Genomic DNA, 17117 nt, shown 5'->3' with positions numbered 1-17117 from the left:
TATTAAAAACAAAAAGGAGATTACTATGAAGTTCTCAATAGAGTATATGTACAAACACCCAAAATCACATGTAAAGATTCGGTTTGTATCTGATTCCATCTCATTAAATGAAGCACTGTTTACGGCAACTGACCTTGAGAAAACGGGAAGAATGTCTGAGTTAGTCTTTATCGATACGAAGGGTGTCTCTTGGACAAAGAAAGAGCTTTTAAAGTTAACACAGGTGAAAAAAGAAGAACCTAAGAACATCTCGATCTATTTTGATGGAGGGTATAAAGCCGAAACAGGAACAAGCGGACAAGGAATTATCATTCGTTACTCCCAAAATGGTTTGAACTATCGTATCAAAAAAACGCTAGTTTAACAAACCTTGAATCCAATAACGAAGCAGAATATGCTGCATTGTGGGTAGCTGCAAAAGAACTGGAAGAGCTTGGCGTACAGTATGAGGAAGTCAACATTCAAGGTGATTCAAAGGTAGTCATAGAGCAATTAAAAGGTGAATGGCCATGTTATGAAACGAACCTCCAGAACTGGGCAGACAAAATCGAAACAATATTTAAGAAGCTTCAGATCGAACCTGTTTATGAATGGGTTGCTAGAAACAAAAATAAAGATGCAGATCAACTGGTTACACAAGCATTAAATGGGAAGATCATTCAAGCCAAGAAAGAAGTCATTGATAATCTTTGATAACAACTGGTACAATTTACTAGAATCTTTTGATTTTGGGGTTGAGGCAAACATGGAAGAAAATATCCTAGATGATTATGTAGCATTGCTAGCTTCTAAAGGTTTTCGTCTAACGGATGGAGACCTTCATTTTATCGATTTTGGGAGACATTATACGGATGCAACAGAGTCACAAGTGAAGATTGCCTTAGAAGTAACACTTATACAGCAATTATCTTTTGATGGAAGTTATTTTATTGCACTACTTGAGTCTTTTGTAAAAGAGAATGTCACTTCAAAGAAACGGGCATATGCATTACTTGATCAATTACAATCAAATAGAGAACAGAAACATTCTTGTACAGTGGGGTAAGCATGAAACATACGATGATCGACCAAACAGAGGATTTTGTAAAAAACAAATTAAAAGATGAAAGCAGCGGGCATGATTGGTATCACATACACCGTGTAAGAAATCTCGCCCAAACAATAGCCGAAAAAGAAGGAGCAGACCATTTTGTATGTGTGATGGCTGCGTTGCTTCACGACATAGCTGACGAAAAAATTGCGGGAAGTGAACAAAAAGGATTAGAAGAAGTGAAGCAATGGCTAGAATCTATATCCGTTGAAGATCGTTACATAACTCATATTTTATCCATCATTTCTACCATGTCATTTAAAGGCGGTAATCAAACTGAGATGGATTCACTCGAGGGAAAGTCGTTCAAGATGCTGACCGGCTGGACGCGATCGGAGCTATTGGAATTGGAAGAACGTTTGCTTATTCTGGAGCTAAAGGGCAGTTGATGTATGATCCTGAAATTCCTGTGCGTGAAAAAATGACAAAAGAGCAATACCGAAATGAAAAAGTACGGCCGTTAACCACTTTTATGAAAAACTATTGAAATTAAAGCATGGAATGAACACATCTTACGCAAAAAACTAGCAGATGATCGTCATTCGTTTTTAGAAAGCTTTCTAGACCAGTTTTTTGGTGAGTGGGAAGGAATAAGTAAGCCTTAATTTTAGATATTGGAGCTATTTACTAAAAATCGCTTTTTTATTGACGAATATAATACTTAATTTCACAAGAATCAAACTTATATTGACGAAATGTTAATCTATATTGACTAGATTACAAAAAAAGGCCCCATTCAGGGCCTTTTTTATTAACACTCTTCAGCAGGGCGTGGACCGGCGTCCAAACCTTCAGATGTTACAGTAAGAACTGGCTTAATAGATGCGTCTTCCGCAACACAGATTTGGCATGATAATCTAACATTGCCAGACAATCCTTTTGTAGCAATGATATTTGCTTCATTTTCTCCGATAGGACCTAAATCACCAGATAAAACCTCAACACGGCATGTAGTACACTTTGCTTTTCCTCCACAACGGTGAAGGATGTCGATTCCGTTATCCTCTAGTGCGTTTACAAGTTTCTTTCCGTTCTCAATCTGATATGTACCAAACCCGTGCACATCAATTCTTGCCATTATAACTGCCTCCTCATAAATTTCTTAGTATTTCTTTCCATTCCTATTATACGATAACCTCTTACCAAGTAAACTAAACGAATAAAAGTTGTAATAGAAAAACTCGTCGCATCACATACTTGTTTCATATACAATAGAGAGTGAGACAATTTTACATATGGAGGGTTAAATCAACATGCTAGAAAAGGTTACGTATAAAAGTGATATCGAGATTGCCCAATCAGCTAAAATGCTGCGAATTGAAGAAATTGTAGGACAACTAGGAATTGACGAAGATGATTGGGAACCTTATGGAAGATTTAAAGGGAAACTATCATTAGATCTGTTTCAAAAGCTTCAAAATGTTGAAGATGGAAAAGTAGTCTTAGTTACAGCAATTAGTCCAACACCGGCAGGAGAAGGGAAATCTACGGTAACAGTAGGACTTGGACAAGCACTTAATCGAGTAGGAAAGAAAACAATTATCGCTTTGCGTGAACCATCATTAGGACCTAGCATGGGGATTAAAGGCGGAGCAGCTGGTGGCGGATATTCTCAAGTCATGCCGATGGAAGATATTAATCTTCACTTTACCGGCGACCTGCATGCGATTACTACTGCAAATAACGCATTAGCCGCACTTATCGATAACCATATCCACCAAGGAAACGAATTGAATATTGATCCGCGCCGCATCGTATGGAAACGAGCTTTAGATATGAACGACCGTGCATTAAGAAAAATTGTAATCGGTTTAGGAGGACCCGTTCAAGGTGTTCCTCGAGAAGATGGATTTGATATTACGGTTGCATCTGAAGTTATGGCGATCTTCTGTTTAGCGAACGATCTAGAAGATTTAAAAACACGACTTTCAAGAATGGTTGTTGCATTTGATTATGACAATCAGCCTGTTACAGCAGGGGATTTGAATGCTCATGGCGCCCTAACATTACTATTAAAAGACGCAATTCGTCCAAACATTGTTCAAACATTGGAAAACACACCTGCTCTTGTTCATGGTGGACCTTTTGCCAATATTGCTCATGGATGCAACAGTGTGATTGCGACTAAACTTGCTTCTAAATTAGGAGAAATGGTTGTTACAGAAGCAGGATTCGGTGCTGATCTAGGAGCTGAGAAGTTCTTGGATATTAAAGCGAGATATGCAGGTATCAACCCAAGCGCAGTTGTTATTGTAGCTACAGTAAGAGCACTAAAAATGCATGGCGGGTTAGCTAAGGAATATTTAAAAAATCCAGACGTTGCAGCACTTGAAAAAGGAATGCCAAACCTGGAGAAGCATTTAGAAACATTAAAGCACTTTGGCGTACCTGTCGTTGTTGCTATCAATAAATTTGTGACAGACACAGAAGAAGAGATCGCATTCATTAAAGAATGGTGTAATGCAAAAGGCGTTGCTGCTGAAGAAGCTGATGTTTGGGCTAAAGGCGGAGAAGGCGGAGAAGCGCTGGCAAAAAGAGTATTAGAAACAATTGAAACAGAAACGAATTCTTACAAACCATTGTATGAACTAAACGTTTCTTTACAAGAAAAAATAGAAACCATTTGTAAAAAAGTATACGGAGCTGGGGAAGTGCAATTTTCTCCAAAAGCTTTAAAACAAATGAAGCAGTATAATGACTTTGGATGGAATGAACTGCCGATCTGCATGGCAAAAACTCAATACTCATTTTCAGATGATCCGAAAAAGTTAGGACGTCCTGAGAACTTTACTATTACGATTAGAGAACTGAAACCTTCAATCGGAGCAGGATTCATTGTTGCTCTTACGGGTGATGTTATGACCATGCCAGGATTACCTAAAGTTCCGGCTGCAAACAACATGGACGTTTCAGAAGATGGGAAAGCTGTAGGTCTATTTTAAGAAATAGTGTAAAAGATCCTTACAAACTGCTATACTTCTGTAGGAGGGATGCATATGAAACCATTACAACTTTCAGCAGACACTGCTGTTAAATTAGCAAAAGCGTTAAACGTGCCATTAGAGCAGTTGATGCATATGCCGCAGCATATCTTAGTAAAAAAACTGATGGAATTGGAAGCATCCAAAGAAAATAAGGATGAATAATTAAGAACAAGAAGGCGAAAACCTACTATGTAGGTTTTTTCTTTTTTCTTATGTATCTTTAAAAAAAGGAATGAAAATATGGAATCAAAAAAACCAGGTTTAGTATACTCTCTTAAAGTACTAAGGAATTCAGATTTAGGCTATGTTCTAGAATTAGAAGATGGCAAAGAAGTCCTTATGCACAAGGCGGAAGCTAAGAACAAGCATGAAGAGGGAAGTTTAGTTGAAGTCTTTTTATATCAAGACCATGAAGGAAGACTTGCTGCTACCGAAACTATTCCAAAAGTACAGCTCGATTCATTGGCTTGGCTCGAAGTAGCAGGTGTAAACCGTAAGTTAGGTGTATTTCTTCACATAGGAATCAAAAAAGACTTGCTCTTATCGAAAGACGATCTTCCTGAATCATGGGATGAATGGCCACACCTAGGTGACCGATTGTATTCCGGCATGAAACTTGATAAAAAAGGACGCCTATTCGCTGACCTAGCTACGGAGGAAGAAATGGTTGAGCAAGCGGAAGCAGCTACGGAAGAAGCATTTAATCAACAAACGTCTGGATATGTTTATAAGATTAACGAAGCGGGTGTTTTGTTGTTTACGGAGTCTCAGCACATCGGATTTATTCACAACGACGAATTAAAAGTTAAGCCGCGTCTTGGGCAAAAACTCGGAGCACGCGTCGCTTTTGTTCGTGAAGATGGAAGAATCAACTTATCGATGCGAGCAAGAAAAGAGATTGCATACAGTGAAGATTCCGAGCGTATTTATCAATATTTAAGAGAAAACAAAGGACAAATGCCTCTTACGGATAAATCTTCACCGGAAGAAATTAAAGAAACTTTCCAAATGAGTAAAGCTGCATTTAAACGAGCACTAGGGAAGCTTATGAAAGAAGAAAAGATCATTCAAGAAAACGGAAAAACATATCTTCAAATTTAACTTATGAGGAACCTGATCAATCAGGTTCCTTTTTTCTAAACGTTTGCTAGTTGATGAAGCATCAACCAACAAGGTGAAATTAAACAAATCATGAAAGAACATTGATTAGGGGAGGGTATAAGGCTTTTCCTTTTTGTGACTTTATGTCGACTCGCCGATATATGAGCAAAATTCGCCGGATTATGGTCAAAACTCGCGGGAATAACGATAAAATTTCCGGAATTATTTCAAAAACTTCTTGAATTAGCCCTCTCGATACCCCGTCCAGTATAAGAAGAGACCCGTTTTTATAGCCGACAGCTCTATTTACATGAGTTGCAAACTATCTCATTGGGTAAAATAGTTTTAGTGGAAAGGTGGTATTGTGGTGAAAAGGAATTTAGGCTTTTGGGTTTTAACGGCGCTTGTCGTCGGTAATATGGTAGGTTCAGGTATATTTATGCTGCCTCGATCACTTGCTGAAGTAGCAAGTCCATCTGGTGTGCTATCCGCATGGATTATTACGGGGTTTGGCGTCTTAATGACGGCGCTAGTCTTTGGTAATTTATCACTAAGGAAACCTGAGTTAAATGGAGGACCTCAAAACTACGCTAAAGCGTTATTTAAGGAAGATTCCCATTCTTCTTTGTTAGCAGGATACCTTGTCAGCTGGGGATATTAGGTAGCAAACTGGTCTGGTAACGTTGCCATCATAACAACTTTTGCAAGTTATTTATCTACTTTCTTTCCAGTTATGACAAACGAGAATCCATTATTTAAGATTCTAGGAACAACTGTTACAACTGGAGGCGTTATTACGTTTGGCGTATGTACGATCCTGTTATGGAGTGTTCATTATTTAATTCTAAATGGAATTGAAGGAGCAGGAAAAGTGAATTTTGTTGCAACCGCTGCGAAAGTATTAGGGTTTTTGCTATTTATTCTCGCATGCCTCTATGCGTTCCAAGCAAGCAACCTTGTTCCTTTCTACGAACCGATCGAAGGAGAGGGCGGTGTTCAGTCCGGTTTCCTCTCACAGATTAACAATGCGGCTATTGCTACATTATGGGCTTTTGTTGGAGTAGAATCAGCAGTCGTTTTTTCAACACGTGCCAAGAAAAAAGTGATGTAAAAAAAGCAACAATACTTGGACTTTTGATCGCACTTGCGTTGTACTTAAGTATTACGCTATTGGTTATGGGGACATTGCCACAGAATGAATTGGTTGAATCTCAAAACCATTAGTTGATGCATTAAAAGCTGCCATTGGCCCATCAGGAAGTATGGTGATGGCTATATTAGGAGTCATATCATTATTTGGTGCAACCATTGGTTGGGTTTTATTATCAGCTGAGGTGCCTTTTCAAGCCGCTCAACAACGGATGTTCATACCTAACTTTTTAAAAGAAAATAAGAAAGGCTCTCCAGTGTTTTCACTCTGGGTTACAAACTTATGTACGCAAGCCTTTTTGTTTTCTGTAATTTCTCAATCCATGGCATCAGCATTTGATTTTATGATCTTTATTGCGACATTAGCTTTCCTCGTTCCTTATATGGTCGCTTCTCTTTATCAATTGAAACTTGTGATAAAAGGGAAACATACGAAGGTTCAGGAAGGAGCCGAACAATAGATGCTGTCATCGCTTCACTTGCTGCAATCTATTCAATTTGGGTAATCTATGCCGGGACAGCTGATATTAAGACCTTTTTATTTGGAATTGCTCTACTTGCTTCAGGAATATTATTTTATCCGCTCGTTCCAAAACAAATTGCTTCAAAAGAAAAACCGGCTGAAAAGTAGCCGGTTTTTGCTTCATTATGCGCCTTTACGCAATCCTGAACCTGTATTAGCTTTTACTAATATTTCATTAAACTTGTCTACATCAGACGGTTTTGTCAGCATCGTTCCCAGAATCGCTCCTAAGAAACCAAGGGGAATCGATACAATTCCTGGATTCGCCAGTGGGAAAATCGCTTCGCCTGTTAATATAGCAGCTCCTTCAACAGGAGACCAAACACTAGGCGAAATAGCTACCAAAACAAGTGAGCTTACTAAACCAACAAGCATACCTGTTACAGCACCAGCTGTATTAAAGCGTTTCCAAAAATAGTAAGCAAGATGATGGGAAGGTTCGCACTTGCAGCAACAGCAAAAGCAAGAGATACCAAGAACGCTACGTTCAGTTTTTGAGCAAAAAGAGCTAAAATTATTGAGATGATAGCTACACCTACAGAAGCCCATTTGGCTGCTTTCATTTGTTCTTTTTCTGTCGCATGACCTTGTCGCACGATATGTGTGTAGAAGTCATGTGCAAAAGCAGAAGCTGCTGATAACACAAGCCCTGCAACTACTGCTAAAATGGTTGCAAAAGCAACGGCTGAAACAAAAGCAAATAAAAACTCTCCGCCAAGCACTTCAGCCAGCAATGGAGCGGCCATATTACCTGCAGCATTTGCAGCTACAATTTTATCCTGACCAACAAAAGCTGCAGCTCCAAAACCTAAAAAGATCGTCATGATATAAAAAGCACCGATCAGCCAAAGTGGCATATACAACCGATTTTCTTGCAGTAGGTGCATCTTTTACTGTAAAGAACCGGATTAAAATATGAGGTAGTCCAGCCGTTCCAAGGACAAGCGCTAAGTTTAATGAGATCGTATCAAGAGGATCTTTAAACTTATTCCGGATTTAAAAAGGACTCACCAAGTGGAGTAGCGTTTTTAACTTGGTTAAACATTTCTGTAAAACTGAATCCGAATTTAGCGAACACCATTACAGAAATGATAAACGTACCAAGCATCAATAAAATAGCTTTAACGATTTGTACCCACGATGTGGCTGTCATTCCGCCAAAGACGACATAGACAGTCATTAAAACACCAACGATAAGTACAGAATATATGTACTCAATACCCAATAACAATTTGATAAGGGCACCAGCACCAACTAATTGCGCAACCATGTAAAAAGTTGAGATTGCCATTGTGTTAAGTGCAGCAACACCACGAACTTTCTTATCATTAAACCTTGCAGCAATCATATCCGCCATCGTATATTTACCTAGATTACGAAGTGGCTCTGCTACTAAATATAAAACAACAAGATAGGCTACTAGAAAACCAATGCTGTAGAAGAATCCATCAAAACCAGAAAGTGCAATGGTACCCGCAATTCCTAGAAAAGAAGCTGCAGACATATAATCTCCTGCGATAGCAAGTCCATTCTGCATGCCGGTCAGCCCACCGTCAGCTGTGTAGAAATCACTTGTTGTTTTCGTTTTTTTAGATGCAAAATAAGTAATGACTAATGTGAGCGCGACGATTCCTAAAAACAAAGAAAATGCTGTACCATTCATGAGGAAGCCTCCTTATCCATTTCTGCTACAACTTTATCTGCGAGCTCATCGAATCTTTTGCTCGCTTTGTATAGATCATACATAAAGACCAAGTCATAATAAATTGCGCAAATGCAAAGATCCATGCCCATGTGATATCACCAATAGCACGTTGGTTCAATACATCTGTGTAAGCTGTCAAAATGGGAAGGCTAAAATAAAACAGTAAAAAAACACGGTCATCGGCAAAATAAAACGTTTTTTCTCTTCCATTAACTGCTTAAATTGACTGGATTCAACGATTTCGCTATACCTTGGGTGTTCAAATTTTGCTGTTTTTTTGGTAACAAGTCATTTCCTCCTCATATTTAATTTTGTGAAGTGAAAATGTCACACCTCCTTTTTAACTGAATAGTTTTTATTTTCAGATAATGACAATTTCTATTATAAACTGAAAAACTTAATCCTTCAAATGCAATCATCTCGAACTTTAGAAGGATTTAATTGCAGCGTTTGCGTATTATTAAATAAGGGCAAAAACAGGAGAGAGGTGTAAACATCATGAGTGTTGTCTTAGTTAAACTTGGAATGTCAGCATTTTTCGGACTAATCATCGGCATTGAACGGGAACTGAAAAACAAACCCGTTGGACTTAAAACAAGCCTTGTTATCTCCATAAGCAGTTGTTTGCTCACAATCGTAAGCATAGAATCTGCTAAACAGTTTTCACTTGTTTCAAGCCAAACCGTAATGGATCCGATGCGTCTTGCCGCACAGATCGTAAGTGGAATCGGTTTTCTAGGTGCAGGTGTTATTTTGAGGCGCAGCAATGATGTGATTTCAGGACTTACAACAGCTGCCATGATATGGGGAGCATCAGGATTAGGAATTGCAGCAGGAGCAGGGTTTTATAAAGAAGCGGCTGCTGGTGCATTTTTAATATTAATCAGTGTTGAACTGATTCCTTTAATCATGAAATGGATTGGTCCGAAAGCATTAAGACAAATTGATATTAAGTTAAAGTTAGTTGTAAATCCTGACACAAACATGAGTGATGTCATGAAAGAGATTAACGAGCTTAAAGTCAAAATCGTGAACGTGAGAATTAAAGATCTAGAAAACGACAACAAAAAGATGGAAATGGCAGCATCCATCTACGAGAAAAGGTATACAACAGACCTATATGACGATGTGAAGAAGATTGAAGGAATACGCAGCGTTGAGATTGAAACACTTGGTTAACGGGAGGATAATATGAAAGCGTTAATTGTTATTGATTACACGAATGATTTTGTTGCCGATGAAGGCAAGCTGACATGCGGAAAGCCCGGTCAGGAAATCGAAGAGAGAGTTGTATCACTTTCAGAAGAGTTTTTGAGAAATGGAGATTATGTGGTTTTCGCTGTTGATGTTCATGAAGAAAATGATCCATATCATCCAGAAAGCAAATTGTTCCCCCACATAATATCCGAAATACAGAAGGCAGGGAACTTTACGGAACGCTAAAAGATGTATATTTTAAAAACCGTACAGAGGTAGAAAAACAAATTCAATGGTTAGACAAAACTCGCTATAGTGCTTTTGCGGGAACTAATCTGGAAATAAAATTGCGAGAAAGAAATATACAAGAATTACACCTGACAGGAGTGTGTACAGATATTTGTGTATTACATACTGCTGTAGATGCATATAACAAGGGATTCTCAATCGTAATTCATGAAGACGCTGTTCAAAGTTTTAGTCAGCCGGGACATGAGTGGGCATTATCACATTTTAAAAATACATTAGCTGCCAAAGTGGTCAGCAACAACAAGAATTTTGTGTAAAGTAAGGGATGACAGTTTAAACTGTCATCCCTTTTAATATCTTTTCAAGTTATGATCACTTGCGTTGTTTTTATAATAGCGCACCATAGCGCCAACATATTCCTCAAATGGAGGACAAGTAATTTCAGTTCCTTGCAGGTCATTTACAAGTTGAGTCGTATCATAGTGTGCATCATGAGAGAAGTAAGAAAGTGTTTCATAAGGTACGCCTAGCCATTTGGATATAATAGAGATGGATAATAAGCGTTCTGCAAACATTCTAGATAAAGTCCAACTAGGTTTTTTCCCGGTAAGCTCTTGGCATAATAAAGTATAGGCATCCTGAATAGAAGGTGAATCAGGGCTTAGCATATGGTACGTTTTCGATTCACCTCTAGGATCGTGCATTAAAAATACGGAGGCTTTAATAATAAAATCCACAGGCACTATATGAATTTTCGATTTCGTCTTGCCGATATTTGGAATGGGAAGACGAGCTAAACGGTTTAAAAACTGCATCATAAAATATGGACCGTCAAACTTAATGGTTTCTCCTGTTTTTGAATCACCTACAATAATTCCTGGCCGAATAATCGTTATTGGCAATTTTTCCATTGACGCCCGAACAACACTTTCTGCTTCATGCTTAGTTTGTTCGTAATAATTGCGAAAACTTTGAGGCTTGCTAAAATCATTTTCAAGAATTCCCCTTGTTCATTACCAGATACGTAAGCCGTGCTATAATAACAAAACCGTTTTAAATTCTTGCAACTTTTCACAAATGATAAGACGTTTTTAGTCCCATTAACATTACAGGAATAAGCTGGTTCATAAGGAATCGTTAAATCATAAAGAGCTGCTAAATGAACGCAATGTGTAACATGTTCAGATAGGTGTCCGATTACTGTAGAAGACAACCCTAGATTTTCTTTAGTAATATCACCTTCTAAGAGTTGGATATTTTCATAATGGGTATCTCGTTGTTTTTCGGCTATTTGTCTTTCATGTTTTAAGATTAATAAGTAAAAGGTAGATGACGGATACTCTGTTTGCAGAGCCTTCACAAGCTTTGAAGCTATAAAACCTGGATAACCCGTGATAAAATAGGAATGTTTCATACAAATACACCTGCCAGTCCGAATTTTTTAAAATTTGCTTTCATGTAAAAGGAAGGATCATTGAATAATGAATAGTAAAACAGTAATTATAGCCGGATCAAGTGGCTTAGTGGGGCAGGAAGTCGTCAAACAGCTGCTAATTGATCCTATGTGTAAAGAAATTATCCTGCTCGTTAGAAAAGCGACAGATATGAAACATGAAAAAATAAAAGAAATTATATTTGATTTTACAGCCCATGAGTACAATCTAGAAAACATACAGGCTGATGTGATGATAATCTGTATCGGCACGACGATGAGAAACGCAAAATCAAAAAGTGCCTTTGAAGAAGTAGATCTACATATTCCAGTTAAATTGGGAAGACTTGCTCAAAAATTAAACATAGAACATCTTTCCGTTATTTCAGCCTTAGGAGCTCATGCCAAATCAACATTCTTTTATAACAGAGTAAAAGGGAAGATGGAATCGCAGTTGATCTCAATGAACTTTCCTCATCTCACAATTGTTAGACCTTCTTTATTGATAGGAGACCGCGATGAGTTCAGGCTTGGAGAAAGATTCGCTGAAAAGCTCTATAAAGCTTTACCGTCCATTTATCCCAAAAAGTATCAGCCAGTCGAAGCGAGTTCAGTAGCCAATACGCTAATAAAAGAAAGTTTTAAACCTAATAATCAAAAAGTAAACATACTTGAAAATAAGAAGATTCATGAGATAAGCCGAAACAGTTAAAAAGATGGCTTGTTTACGCTATAATAACATTGTATGTAAATGAATCGTTTTCAGGAGGAATAAATAATGAATGCCTATGAAGAATATATGAAACAAATGGCTCAGCCAATGAGAGATGAATTAACACGCGCTGGATTTGAAGAGTTAAAAACGCCTGAAGAAGTCAATTATTTCATGCAGGAAACAGAAGGTACTGCATTAGTCGTAATCAATTCTGTGTGTGGATGTGCAGCAGGACTTGCCCGTCCAGTGGCAGTTGCATCACTAAACCACAGTGTTAAGCCTGACCAATTTGTGACTGTGTTCGCTGGTCAGGATAAAGAAGCTACAGCTCAAATTAGAGAATTCTTTGGTGATATTCCGCCATCTTCTCCTTCAATGGCTGTATTGAAAGATGGAAAAGTCGTGCACTTCATTCATCGCCATAACATTGAAAATCATGCGCCAGAGGAGATCCTTGAGAATCTGCTTGGAGCATATGACGAGCATTGTTAATGCCTTTTTATTCAGTATAGTTGTACTGTTTAATAAAAGAAAGAGAGAAGCAGATCTGCTTCTCTCTTTCTTTTTTATAAATATAATGACTTAATGAGAAGAGGATGAAGATTCGTCGCAGTCGTCATCTTTACCGTGGAACGCAGTCGCTCCGATAATGATTAACAGGATGAATAGAACAACAATAATTAGAAACCCACAGCCATGTCCGTAACCATAGCCTCCACCATATCCACCATGCAACGGCATGTTTGCTACCGGCTTCATATTAATGTTCATATTGTCACCATAAGGCATATTCATTTTCTTGTTTTCCATTTCAGTCCCTCCAAATATTTAAGTCTAGGTCAACGTCACATTACACCATATGACCGAACCACCTAAACGGACACGGACAAATGCGGAGTTTTTAGTGAAATCGCCTGTACTTTTTTAGGAGAAAAGCCTATTTTTAATTTTTTTAAGTATTAATCTGATGCTTTTGCAAAGAAATCCGCTTTTACTCCAGTGCAAAAACTGACTTAGCAGATCATAGCGAATGGGCTTTTTAAACAAAGTAGCTTTCGAGCTTTTATTTACAAAAAAAAGACCGTCCTTTTAATAAGAACGATCTTAAATCCATTTTACTTTTGGTTCTGTTTTTTTAACGATTCTGACAATGTTTTGTCTGTGTCTAAAGATTAGAAAAAGTGTAAAGCCGATCAAAATGTAGGTTGTAATATAGTCGCCGGCAATCAAGAGACTTAGAATCACCGAGCCGATACCAGCCATAATAGACGAAAGTGAAACGTATTTACTTATGTATAGCGTTAAAAAGAAGGTGAGTAGAACGAGAACAAATAAAAGAGGTTCTGCAAATAACAAAACACCGCCAGATGTGGCTACTGCTTTTCCACCTTTAAATTTCGCAAATACTGGATAACAATGCCCAATAACAGCTGGTATTCCTGCAATAAGTGGATGAAGGTCAATATCCAGCAATACTGGTAAGCTTGCAGCTAATGTACCTTTTAAAACATCTGCTGCTGAAACAATAAAACCTGCTTTTTTCCTAACGTCCTAAATGTGTTTGTACCGCCTAAATTGCCGCTTCCATGTTCTCTGATGTCAATGCCATAACCTAGTTTTCCAACTAACAGTGCAAAGGGATCGAACCTAGCAAATAAGAAAGTAGAAGAATGATAATGATTTCAGTCATATGAACACCCCTAAAAATAAGACTAGCTATTTCTTATTATAGGATATAACGTTTTGATTTCCCACTATTACTTTATAGAAAACTTGGCTGACGCGAAAGGCTAGCGTCAGCCTTAGTTGTGCTTATACGGATCGATTTAAACTTGTTGCCACGGGGAAAATCATCATGCTAACAAGTTATACTTTCTGAAAGTGTAAAAAACGGCAGCCCTTAAGAAAGGGTGCCGCGGTTTTTATTCTTCTTATTCTTTGAAAATGGCATCCACCAATTCCAGTCTCCAAGAAGTTTCATTAGAGATGGAACGAAGATCATCCTTACGATTGTTGCGTCTATAAAGATAGCGAGTGCAATAGCAATACCTATCTGCTTTACAGGCATTACATTAGTAAAAGCAAAAGATCCTGTAATGACAATCATAATCGCTGCTGCTGAAGTAATGATCTTTGAGGTAGAAGTTAATCCCAATAAAGTAGCATGGTCATTATCACCGGTTTCCTCATAGATTTCTTGTATTCTTGAAATTAAGAACACCTCATAATCCATACTAAGTCCAAAGACGATTCCAAACGTAAAGACGGGTATCATCAAACCAATTTCTACTGGGTCCATCAGCACACCGCTTTGGAATATCCAAACAAGAATTCCAAAGGTAGCTGCAAGACTCAGCATATTCATAAAGATTGCCTTTATCGGAATAAATACAGATCGGAATGCAATCATCAGTATGAAGAGTGTAGTTATGAGTACAATCGCTAACCCATATGGTGCTTTTTCAATAATTTCATCAAATATCTCTTGGTTAAACTTTGTAACACCACCGATTGTTAATGAAAGGCCGTCATATTCATCTTCCCATTTCTTAACGAACTGTTTCGCCTCATCACCTGTAACATCTACAGATAAGTAAGCCCTGATAACAGCTGTTTCTTTATTAATAAATGGTTTTAATGCAGGGGATAACTGCTGTTTCCCTTGTTCTGTCTGCAACACATCGTACAGCTCTGAACCATTCAGCTGGTTTGTATAATTAAAAATAGATTCTGTTTTAGTTACTTCTTTTTCATTTTCAAGATTTTTTACTAATTTTTCTAACGCAAGCAGAGCTTCTTTATTTGTAGCATATGAATTATTCGATTCGGCCACAATGAGCACTGGATATAATTCATCTTCACCAAAGGTTTTTTCAAATTTTTCAAAGGCGGTTCTTGACTCATAATCTGGCGGCAGGGCTTCAGCCTCCGGGATTGAAAGTTTCATATCTTTAACAGGTGTTACGGATAACCCTAGAATACAAGCTGCCGTGATCGCCATTATAACGGGTCGCTTCATAACAAAAGCCGCAAATGAATGCCAAACTGATTTTCCATTCTCTTTTGGTTTAAACAATTTTAACGAATTTACACGGTCACCAAGCACAGCTAGTATAGCTGGCAAAAATGTAATTGCATTCAGGACAGATAGAATGACAACCACCATACCACCAATTGCAACCGTTTTAAAAATATCGATATCGATCAACAGCATACCTGATAGACCTAAGAACACACAAAGACCTGAAAAGGCGATGGATCTGCCTGCTGTTTGAACAGAGATTATGGTAGCTTTTTCAATTCCGTGATGAAGCTCTTCACGAAAACGATTGACAAGAAGCAACGCAAAGTCTATACCTAGTGCGAGGCCGATCATGGGAACAACGTTTAGTAAGAAAATACTTACGTTTGTTTCTTGGCCGTAAAAATAAAGAAGACCAAGTGAACTTACGACAGAGATCAAACCGACTACAATCGGCAATCCCGCTGCAATTAAACCGCCGAACGCCAATAGGAGAATAATTAGTGCTGCAGGTATACCTATCGCTTCTGCTCTTGCTAAGTCGTGTTGACTGGCGGTGTTCATATCTTCAGCAATAACCGGTCCGCCTGTTAAAGAAACAGAAATCTCTTTGTCTTCAGGCAGCCGATCTCTGATTTGTTCAATTGAGGCCTTTAAGTCTCCGAAGCTTTTATCAAACTGAATAGAAGCAAAAGATACATTATCTTTTATCGTCTTTTCCGGAGCAACATAGGGACTCTGGACTCCAACTACATCTTGAACATCATCCATTTGCTCAATAGAATTCTGAACAAATTCTTTATATTCATTATCCTGAGGGGTATATTTTTTGAATCAAAGACCAGCATCACAGTAGACTTTGGCTGATCGAACTTTTCTTGGAGAATATTTTCTACTTTAGAAAATGAGCCCTCCATTTCAAAACCGCTGCCACTTAAGATTGAAGGAAGTTTGACAGCAAAGAAGCCTAATAGAATGGTAGTCAGAACCCAAAATGTTATAATAAGAACACGGAAACGATATGTAAATTTTCCTAAGGCTTGAAACGATAACCCTTTTTTCATGGTGTTGCCTCCTCATACATATATCTTCCCATATTTTAGGTTTGTTCCAAGATATATGCAAATAATAAGAAGCATTTTTAAAAATTGAATTTGCTTACTTAATAAGTTCTTCGGAGTTGTTTTCAACTACCTACATGGGTAATAAAGCATGCAGTAACAACCTTATTTTATAGCTATTTTCTAAAGGGTTGTTGCTTTTAAATGCTTTTATTTTCTTCTATGACAGTTGATTGTAGTGGAAGGTGTGAGACTCCTGCGGGACAGGCGGGCAGGTGAGACACTTAAGAGTGAAACGTACGAATGTGGCTCACCGCCTGCCCCGCGGAAAGCGAGCAACCTGAAACGAAAGTCAACTACTTTCAAAAGCAACAATGAATATGAAAATAGAATATTTTATAAACAGACAGGTGAATACATTGATTATTACAACAGCCGGAAAGAACGCATTGAGATTACAGAACAAAGCTAAGGAAGTTGCCGTTTCAATCGGCGGAAAGTTTATGGAACGAGAAAACCTCTCCATTTCCTCCTTAATAAGCAAGTACAACGATCATGTGCTCATGATTGGGGTAGACAAGATTTCGTATCATCCAAAGGACGGAGACACACCTTTCTTCTTTCATCCCAATTCTTCTATGTTTCGTGTAAAGCAACTACTTAGAGGAGAAAAAGATGCCTTTATAGAAGCTGCCCAACTAAGTGAAGGTATGACTATTTTAGACTGCACATTAGGACTTGCCTCTGATTCTATAGTCGCTAGTTTAGTAACGGGAGAGAAGGGGCTGTAACCGGATTGAGAGCAGCACCGCTATTTCATTTGTCGTTCGAAGCGGTCTTAAAGTATGGGAATCCAAACTACCAGAGATGAATGCAGCCATGAGAAGAA

General features: G+C 38.1%; 14 protein-coding genes and 7 pseudogenes. 13 read left to right on the top strand and 8 right to left on the bottom strand.

Features of this window, described 5'->3' with window-relative positions; genetic code table 11:
• Window positions 1-25: 25 nt before the first annotated feature.
• From ACEWFH_RS12105 to ACEWFH_RS12090, 4 genes and pseudogenes are all read left to right on the top strand, one after another.
• Complete coding sequence (locus ACEWFH_RS12105) at window positions 26-364, top strand: hypothetical protein (RefSeq protein ID WP_473724255.1); 339 nt, start codon at window positions 26-28, stop codon at window positions 362-364.
• Window positions 365-402: 38 nt separating this feature from the next.
• Window positions 403-693 carry a reverse transcriptase-like protein gene (locus tag ACEWFH_RS12100; protein ID WP_473724254.1) on the top strand — a complete coding sequence of 97 codons (291 nt, stop codon included), beginning with the start codon at window positions 403-405 and terminating at the stop codon, window positions 691-693.
• A 52-nt stretch (window positions 694-745) separates the two neighbouring features.
• Window positions 746-1045 carry a DUF6123 family protein gene (locus ACEWFH_RS12095; protein WP_473724253.1) on the top strand — a complete coding sequence of 100 codons (300 nt, stop codon included), beginning with the start codon at window positions 746-748 and terminating at the stop codon, window positions 1043-1045.
• Between the two features lie 2 nt (window positions 1046-1047).
• A pseudogene (locus ACEWFH_RS12090) lies at window positions 1048-1695 on the top strand (HD domain-containing protein).
• A 146-nt stretch (window positions 1696-1841) separates the two neighbouring features.
• Here ACEWFH_RS12090 and ACEWFH_RS12085 read toward each other — a convergent pair.
• Entirely contained in the window at window positions 1842-2168 is a 327-nt protein-coding gene (locus ACEWFH_RS12085) for a 2Fe-2S iron-sulfur cluster-binding protein (protein WP_473724252.1), read from the bottom strand.
• A gap of 175 nt (window positions 2169-2343) precedes the next feature.
• Between ACEWFH_RS12085 and ACEWFH_RS12080 the strand changes: the two genes are divergently transcribed.
• From ACEWFH_RS12080 to ACEWFH_RS12065, 4 genes and pseudogenes are all read left to right on the top strand, one after another.
• Window positions 2344-4032 carry a formate--tetrahydrofolate ligase gene (locus ACEWFH_RS12080; protein WP_473724251.1) on the top strand — a complete coding sequence of 563 codons (1689 nt, stop codon included), beginning with the start codon at window positions 2344-2346 and terminating at the stop codon, window positions 4030-4032.
• A 54-nt stretch (window positions 4033-4086) separates the two neighbouring features.
• A complete protein-coding gene (locus tag ACEWFH_RS12075; protein ID WP_082861366.1) occupies window positions 4087-4236 on the top strand; it encodes a YycC family protein in 150 nt (49 codons plus the stop codon).
• 78 nt (window positions 4237-4314) lie between these two features.
• On the top strand, window positions 4315-5175 hold the full coding sequence (locus ACEWFH_RS12070; protein ID WP_473724250.1) for a CvfB family protein: 861 nt from the start codon (window positions 4315-4317) through the stop codon (window positions 5173-5175).
• A 364-nt stretch (window positions 5176-5539) separates the two neighbouring features.
• Window positions 5540-6955, top strand: a pseudogene (locus tag ACEWFH_RS12065) (amino acid permease).
• A 15-nt stretch (window positions 6956-6970) separates the two neighbouring features.
• On the opposite strand, the pseudogene ACEWFH_RS12060 reads toward ACEWFH_RS12065, so the two are convergent.
• Window positions 6971-8510, bottom strand: a pseudogene (locus ACEWFH_RS12060) (solute symporter family protein).
• Window positions 8507-8762: pseudogene (locus ACEWFH_RS12055) on the bottom strand (DUF485 domain-containing protein). Before ACEWFH_RS12055 ends, ACEWFH_RS12060 begins: the two co-directional pseudogenes overlap by 4 nt.
• A 288-nt stretch (window positions 8763-9050) precedes the next feature.
• Here ACEWFH_RS12055 and ACEWFH_RS12050 point away from each other — a divergent pair.
• Entirely contained in the window at window positions 9051-9731 is a 681-nt protein-coding gene (locus tag ACEWFH_RS12050; protein ID WP_473724249.1) for an MgtC/SapB family protein, read from the top strand.
• 12 nt (window positions 9732-9743) lie between these two features.
• A pseudogene (locus ACEWFH_RS12045) lies at window positions 9744-10315 on the top strand (cysteine hydrolase family protein).
• A 33-nt stretch (window positions 10316-10348) separates the two neighbouring features.
• On the opposite strand, the pseudogene ACEWFH_RS12040 reads toward ACEWFH_RS12045, so the two are convergent.
• Window positions 10349-11412 (bottom strand): annotated as a pseudogene (locus ACEWFH_RS12040) (SDR family oxidoreductase).
• A 67-nt stretch (window positions 11413-11479) separates the two neighbouring features.
• Between ACEWFH_RS12040 and ACEWFH_RS12035 the strand changes: the two are divergent.
• Window positions 11480-12142 carry an NAD-dependent epimerase/dehydratase family protein gene (locus ACEWFH_RS12035; RefSeq protein ID WP_473724248.1) on the top strand — a complete coding sequence of 221 codons (663 nt, stop codon included), beginning with the start codon at window positions 11480-11482 and terminating at the stop codon, window positions 12140-12142.
• A gap of 66 nt (window positions 12143-12208) precedes the next feature.
• The gene (locus ACEWFH_RS12030; RefSeq protein ID WP_473724247.1) at window positions 12209-12637 is read left to right on the top strand and encodes a BrxA/BrxB family bacilliredoxin; all 429 of its coding nucleotides are present in this window, start codon (window positions 12209-12211) and stop codon (window positions 12635-12637) included.
• 90 nt (window positions 12638-12727) lie between these two features.
• Here the strand turns inward: ACEWFH_RS12030 and ACEWFH_RS12025 are convergent, their stop codons facing one another.
• The 4 genes and pseudogenes from ACEWFH_RS12025 to ACEWFH_RS12010 form a co-directional block, all read right to left on the bottom strand.
• Window positions 12728-12886, bottom strand: coding sequence for a YjcZ family sporulation protein (locus ACEWFH_RS12025; RefSeq protein ID WP_289497624.1), 159 nt, complete (start codon window positions 12884-12886; stop codon window positions 12728-12730).
• A 363-nt stretch (window positions 12887-13249) separates the two neighbouring features.
• Window positions 13250-13835, bottom strand: a pseudogene (gene plsY / locus ACEWFH_RS12020) (glycerol-3-phosphate 1-O-acyltransferase PlsY).
• A 210-nt stretch (window positions 13836-14045) separates the two neighbouring features.
• On the bottom strand, window positions 14046-15938 hold the full coding sequence (locus tag ACEWFH_RS12015) for an MMPL family transporter (RefSeq protein WP_473724246.1): 1893 nt from the start codon (window positions 15936-15938) through the stop codon (window positions 14046-14048).
• The gene (locus ACEWFH_RS12010) at window positions 15917-16231 is read right to left on the bottom strand and encodes a hypothetical protein (RefSeq protein WP_473724245.1); all 315 of its coding nucleotides are present in this window, start codon (window positions 16229-16231) and stop codon (window positions 15917-15919) included. The genes ACEWFH_RS12015 and ACEWFH_RS12010 overlap by 22 nt, the downstream gene beginning before the upstream one ends.
• Before the next feature lie 416 nt (window positions 16232-16647).
• Here ACEWFH_RS12010 and ACEWFH_RS12005 point away from each other — a divergent pair, with 416 nt between their 5' ends.
• Window positions 16648-17019, top strand: a complete 372-nt coding sequence (locus tag ACEWFH_RS12005) for a hypothetical protein (RefSeq protein ID WP_473724244.1) — start codon at window positions 16648-16650, stop codon at window positions 17017-17019.
• Window positions 17020-17117: the final 98 nt, after the last annotated feature.

The organism is Fictibacillus sp. EA-CB0309 (assembly GCF_055814265.1).
The sequence above is the reverse complement of the archived record's forward strand: the minus strand, read 5'-3'. Positions and strand labels throughout refer to the sequence as shown.

Coding starts and splice junctions, on each gene's coding strand:
- ACEWFH_RS12070 (WP_473724250.1), top strand. CDS start 4,315: ATGGAATCAAAAAAACCAGGTTTAGTATACTCTCTTAAAGTACTAAGG.
- ACEWFH_RS12025 (WP_289497624.1), bottom strand. CDS start 12,886: ATGCCGTTGCATGGTGGATATGGTGGAGGCTATGGTTACGGACATGGC.
- ACEWFH_RS12095 (WP_473724253.1), top strand. CDS start 746: ATGGAAGAAAATATCCTAGATGATTATGTAGCATTGCTAGCTTCTAAA.
- ACEWFH_RS12010 (WP_473724245.1), bottom strand. CDS start 16,231: ATGAAAAAAGGGTTATCGTTTCAAGCCTTAGGAAAATTTACATATCGT.
- ACEWFH_RS12105 (WP_473724255.1), top strand. CDS start 26: ATGAAGTTCTCAATAGAGTATATGTACAAACACCCAAAATCACATGTA.
- ACEWFH_RS12050 (WP_473724249.1), top strand. CDS start 9,051: ATGAGTGTTGTCTTAGTTAAACTTGGAATGTCAGCATTTTTCGGACTA.
- ACEWFH_RS12080 (WP_473724251.1), top strand. CDS start 2,344: ATGCTAGAAAAGGTTACGTATAAAAGTGATATCGAGATTGCCCAATCA.
- ACEWFH_RS12075 (WP_082861366.1), top strand. CDS start 4,087: ATGAAACCATTACAACTTTCAGCAGACACTGCTGTTAAATTAGCAAAA.
- ACEWFH_RS12085 (WP_473724252.1), bottom strand. CDS start 2,168: ATGGCAAGAATTGATGTGCACGGGTTTGGTACATATCAGATTGAGAAC.
- ACEWFH_RS12015 (WP_473724246.1), bottom strand. CDS start 15,938: ATGGATGATGTTCAAGATGTAGTTGGAGTCCAGAGTCCCTATGTTGCT.
- ACEWFH_RS12035 (WP_473724248.1), top strand. CDS start 11,480: ATGAATAGTAAAACAGTAATTATAGCCGGATCAAGTGGCTTAGTGGGG.
- ACEWFH_RS12030 (WP_473724247.1), top strand. CDS start 12,209: ATGAATGCCTATGAAGAATATATGAAACAAATGGCTCAGCCAATGAGA.